Genomic DNA, 4,844 nt, shown 5'->3' with positions numbered 1-4,844 from the left:
GCCGGATCGCCCGCGCGATCTGGTTGTAGGCCTCGCGCGAGATCACGTTCTCCTCGCGCATCGCCTGCAGTTCGTGCTGGCCCTTGCGCAGCGCGAACAGCATCAGCATCCGTTTTTCCAGCGCGACGGTGTAGCTGCCGAATTCCTCGCGCATCTCCTGCAACGCCTGCTCGGCGGCGTGGAAGCGGTCCTCGAGCACGCCGTCGAGCACGGTCGCCATGCGCGCGCCGAACACCGGCGACAGCATCGCGCGGTTGTATTGCCGCAGCCGCTGCAGCACGGTCTGGCGCACGATCATCAGCTCGAAGCGGTCGGCCAGCACGCGCGCCAGCGGCCGGTCGATCGACAGGCGCCGGTGCAGGAACAGCGCGATGCGAAAGCTCTTCTGGTAGTCGAGGATGTGGCGGGCGGCGCGGTTGTAGCCGATGCGGCCCTGTTCGCGCGCGGCGTCGATCATCTGCGCGGTGTTGCGCATCATCGCGTCGAGATTGGCCACCGACACCACGCCGTTGCCGTACTCGGGAATCAGCTCGCTCTCGCGCGTGGCGAGCGTGACCAGGCCGATCGACAGCCGCGCCCGCTCGGACAGCGCGCTGTCGAAGTCGAAATCGGCCGAGCCCAGTTCGATATCGCGCCGGTAATGCGCGGCGACCTCGCGCGCGGCCGACGGCGGCAGGCCGAAGCTGTCGGCCAGGCGATCCAGCGCGCTCTCGACCTCCTCGGTCGACAGCCGGATCGCCTGGCGCTGCAGCGCCAGCTCCTGCGGCGACAGCGCGTCCAGTTCGAGCCGGCGGATCAGCCAGCGCAGCGTGGTGCCGTTGACCAGCAGGCTGACCAGCACGAAGCCGGTCGCCAGGATCGCGACGAAATGGCGCGTCTCGAGCGGCAGCGCGCGGTTCTCGGCGATGCCCAGCGCCAGCACCAGCGTGACCGCGCCGCGCAGCCCGCCCCAGGCGATCGCCAGCTTGTAGGCCGAATCGATCGGAGCGGACAGGCGCAGCCAGGTCAATACCGGCAGCAGCCCGAACAGAGTCGCCAGCCGCGCCAGCAGCGCGGCCGCGACCAGCGCCAGCAGCAGCCAGCCGTGATGCGGCGTGACGCCCTGCAGCAGTGCCGGCACCCGCACCGCGGCCAGCAGGAAGACCACCGCGCCCGCGATGCCGGCGAACTGCTCCCAGATCATGCGCAGGTGCCGCCAGTTCGGCGGGTTCAGCCGGGTCGGACCGAGCGCGCCGAGCGTCAGCCCGGCGCAGACCACCGCGACCACGCCGGACACATGCAGCAGCTGCTCGGCCAGCAGATAGAGCGGATAGGGCAGCGCCAGCGTCAGCGCGGCCTCGGCCACCGCAAGGCCGGCGAGCGCCGGCAGCAGTTCGGCGAGCAGGCGGCCGGCGATCAGCCCGCATACCATGCCGCCGCCGAAGGACCAGGCCAGCTCGGTCAGGCCGGCAGCAAGCGTGGCCTCGGCACCGTGGCCGGTCAGCATCGCGATCAGCACGCCGACCAGCGCGATCGCGGCGGCGTCGTTCAGCAGGCTCTCGCCCTCGACCAGCCGGATCAACCGGGCCGGCGCGCCGACATCGCGAAAGATCGCGATCACCGCGGCGGGGTCGGTGGTCGCCACCACCGCGCCGAGCAACAGGCAGACCACCAGGTTCATGCCGCTGGCCGCCGCGGTGACCACGCCGATCACGCCGGTGGCGACCACCACCGCCACCACCGCCAGCAGCAGGATCGGCGCGGCGTCGGGCAGCATGCTGCGGACATCAGCGGTCAGCGCCGCATGGAACAGCAGCGGCGGCAGGAAGATCCACAGATAGGCTTCCGGCGGCAGCGAAGGGTCGATCAGCGGATGCAGGAAGTGTTCGGCGAACTCGGGCAGCGTGGCGTCGATGGCCACGTAGCCGGCGCCGATCGCGATGCCGATCGCCGACAGCAGCGTCGATTCGGGCAGCCGCAGCCTCGCCGCGGCGACCTGCACCACCGCGACGATGGCCAGCAGCGCGCCGAGCAGGATCAGTACGTCGACGATGATATTCACGGGCGGGCGCTCCTGGCGCGCGCGGCAAGGCAGCGGCGCGGAAGGAGGAAGGGGAACGGCGAAAACACGGAGCGGTCCTGGCTTGCGGCGAAAGAGAGGCTCGACCTTAGCGCGAAGGCGTGGCGCAATTCAAGGTTTTGCGGCGGCGGGGGGGCGTATCGGCGCCGAGCCTGTAGAATCGCGATGTTCGACCGGCACCGCCGGGTCCTTCTGTTGTCCTCCTAGCCTGTCGGCCGCCTCGGGTCGGCAGCGTGCACGAAAACGCCATGTCCGAGTTCGATGAAGCCCGACTAGCCGCGGCCGCCTGGGTGCGCGCGCAGATGGATCGCTACGGCCTGTCGCTGGACGATCTGGTCGCGGCCGGATGTTTCTCCGGCGCCAGCCGGGCCAAACGGGGCCGCGCCGCCGCGGCGGACGCGACGGCATCGAGCCCAGCGTCCGCCGATCCGCCAACGTCGGCGAGCCCGCCAGCATTTGCCGCGGCTCCTACCGCCTCCACAGCCACCACAGCCACCACGGCTGCCCCGGCTTCCACAGCCGCCACGGCCTCCACGGCTTCCACAGCCGCCACGGGCTCCACGGCCTCCACGGCCAAGGCTTCCAGCGCGAACGAATCCGCGCCGCCGCAGGCTGCCGGCGTCCTCTATCGCAATGCATTGGGTCAGTGCTGGGATGGCACCGGCGAGATGCCCGACTGGCTGCAGCGCGCCGTCAACGCGGGCCAGACGCCCGAGTTCTATCGCGTCAGCTGAATCGATACCGCGCCGGACGGGGACGTCGCGCCGACCGGGCCCCAAGGTCGAGGGATCCCGGAGGTCGGAGAGATTCGAGAGGGTCCGAGAGGCCCGAGGGGTCCCGACAGGTCCGAGGAGTCCCGAGAGGTCCGAGGAGTCCCGAGAGGTCCGAGGAGTCCCGAGAGGTCCGGGGTCCGGGAGGTTCGAGAGGTCAGAGAGCGCCTAGCGCTTCGACAGCTCCGCCAGGGGCTGCGAGGGCCGGGGGATCGCGGCGTTCGCGCGCCGCTCAGCAGCGTGCCGGGCTCGACGGAAACAGCGCGTCGGGCGTGGCGCCCGCCAGCGTGCCCAGCGGCGAGCGCGGCGGCATATGGCGATACTGGCTCAGTTCGAGCCCCGGCAGCACCGCGGCGATGGGGCACATGGCCGCGCCGCCGGGATGCCGCGCGTGGCGGTCTTCGCCGTCGGCGGCATGGCCGCTGGCGCCATCGTCTTCCGTGTCCCGCTCCTTGTCCGCGCCCATGCAGCCAGCCTGGTCGCGCCCCAGCAGTTCCGCTTCGGCCTGCAGCTTCAGCGCCGCGTGCTGGCTCATCAGCGGCGTGGCCGCGGTGGCCTGCACCGCGCCGCACGTCGGCTTCGCCGTGCCGGCGATTCCCGGCAGGGGCAGGGCGAGCATGGCGAGAGTCAGCAGGAGGCGTTGCGGCAGACGGTTCACGAGCGGATCGGCGAGTGGCGGACAGGTGAAAAAACGGGAAGGACCGTGTCGAAGGTGGTGCGTGGCAGACGCTTAGCAGGCACCTCGCAGGCCACGCTGACGGTCAGGCCGCATTGTACCCGCAGCTCCACGGACACGACCCTGACGGCAACATGACAAAGCTGCAAGGCAGCGGGTTGGAGCGCCCCCGCGGCGCATAATGACTGCGCCTTGCGGTACGGCCGCGGGCCCGCGGCGCCGGCGCGACGGCCCGGCGCCGCCATCCATTCATCGACACGATCGACCCAGGAGACGGACATGCAGATACAGCCTTATCTCTATTTCGGCGGGCGCTGCGAGGAGGCGCTGGCGTTCTACGGCAAGGTGCTCGGCGCCAAGGTCAGCATGATGATGCGGTTCAAGGAGATGCCGGCCGAGGAAGGCGAAGCCGGCGACGGCCAGCCGCCGCTGCCGGTCGGCTGGGAGGACAAGATCATGCATGCCAGCGTGACGGTCGGGCAGAGCGAGATCATGGCCTCCGACGGCATGCCGGGCGCGCCGCCCGAGCCCTTCGCCGGCTTCAGCCTGTCGATCGTCGCGCCCTCGCTGGACCAGGCGCGCCAGTGGTTCGACGCGCTGTCCGAGGGCGGCCGCGTAATGATGCCGATGCAGAAGACCTTCTGGTCGGAGGGCTTCGGCATGCTGCAGGACCGCTTCGGGCTGAGCTGGATGGTCAACGTCACGCATTGAGCCAACGGCATTGCGTCGGAGGAATGCGGACGAGGAGCTGTGGCATCAGGGCGCGGCATCAAGGCACGGCATCGGAACGCCGCTTCAGGGCGCGGCATCAAGGCGCGGCATCAAGGCGCGGCATCGGGATGTGGCCGGCATCGGGATGGCCACAGGGCGCGGCATCATCGGGCGGCATCGGGCGGCGGCATAAAGGCACGGACTTGAGGAATTGACCGCGCCGGAGGTAGGGTGGCTTGACCCTGTAGCCGCTACAGGCTATTCAATGCCACCCATGCCACAGCCCACGGAACCTTCGATGGCCAGACTCTCGCCGGAAGACCCATCCTCCACGCCTTCCTCGTCCTGCTGCGACGCGAAAGCAGACTGTTGCAGCCAGCCCGCGCCGCAGGATGCCGGCGCCCGTGGCCACGCCCGGGGCGACAATCACGGCCACAATCACGATCACGACCACGGCCACCGCCACGATCACGGGCGCATAGACGACCACGAGCACAACCACGACCCCGGGCACGCCCACGACGACGACCACGGGCACGCTCACGGTCATGACGGCGCCAGCGATCCTCGCCACGCGGACTGCTGCCACGCCGCGCAGGCCACCCCTCCAACCCCGGCTTCCTCCTGC

General features: G+C 70.4%; 5 protein-coding genes. 2 read left to right on the top strand and 3 right to left on the bottom strand.

Going from position 1 to position 4,844, the window contains the following annotated elements:
- A partial coding sequence (locus AC6EI8_RS24215; protein WP_498383089.1) for a cation:proton antiporter occupies positions 1–2,041 on the bottom strand: 2,041 nt, incomplete at its 3' end.
- Positions 2,042–2,307: 266 nt separating this feature from the next.
- Between AC6EI8_RS24215 and AC6EI8_RS24210 the strand changes: the two genes are divergently transcribed.
- Entirely contained in the window at positions 2,308–2,793 is a 486-nt protein-coding gene (locus AC6EI8_RS24210) for a hypothetical protein (RefSeq protein ID WP_407648641.1), read from the top strand.
- Positions 2,794–3,061: 268 nt separating this feature from the next.
- Here the strand turns inward: AC6EI8_RS24210 and AC6EI8_RS24205 are convergent, their stop codons facing one another.
- Positions 3,062–3,448, bottom strand: coding sequence for a hypothetical protein (locus tag AC6EI8_RS24205; RefSeq protein ID WP_265633729.1), 387 nt, complete (start codon positions 3,446–3,448; stop codon positions 3,062–3,064).
- A gap of 336 nt (positions 3,449–3,784) precedes the next feature.
- Here AC6EI8_RS24205 and yjdN point away from each other — a divergent pair, with 336 nt between their 5' ends.
- Positions 3,785–4,216 (top strand): VOC family metalloprotein YjdN, encoded by a 432-nt coding sequence (yjdN, locus tag AC6EI8_RS24200; protein ID WP_265633730.1) that lies wholly within the window; start codon positions 3,785–3,787, stop codon positions 4,214–4,216.
- Between the two features lie 262 nt (positions 4,217–4,478).
- Here the strand turns inward: yjdN and AC6EI8_RS24195 are convergent, their stop codons facing one another.
- Positions 4,479–4,766: a hypothetical protein gene (locus tag AC6EI8_RS24195; RefSeq protein WP_265635468.1), complete on the bottom strand. Its 288-nt coding sequence runs from the start codon at positions 4,764–4,766 to the stop codon at positions 4,479–4,481.
- Positions 4,767–4,844: the final 78 nt, after the last annotated feature.

The sequence above is a fragment of the Cupriavidus sp. R6-3 genome (assembly GCF_059772245.1).
Note: the sequence above shows the minus strand (reverse complement) of the source record. Positions and strands in the feature narration are given on the sequence as shown.

Bases quoted from the DNA above. Each gene is read 5' to 3' on its own strand.
- AC6EI8_RS24210 (WP_407648641.1), top strand. From the start codon at position 2,308: ATGTCCGAGTTCGATGAAGCCCGACTAGCCGCGGCCGCCTGGGTGCGC.
- AC6EI8_RS24205 (WP_265633729.1), bottom strand. From the start codon at position 3,448: ATGCTCGCCCTGCCCCTGCCGGGAATCGCCGGCACGGCGAAGCCGACG.
- yjdN (WP_265633730.1), top strand. From the start codon at position 3,785: ATGCAGATACAGCCTTATCTCTATTTCGGCGGGCGCTGCGAGGAGGCG.
- AC6EI8_RS24195 (WP_265635468.1), bottom strand. From the start codon at position 4,766: ATGACCGTGAGCGTGCCCGTGGTCGTCGTCGTGGGCGTGCCCGGGGTC.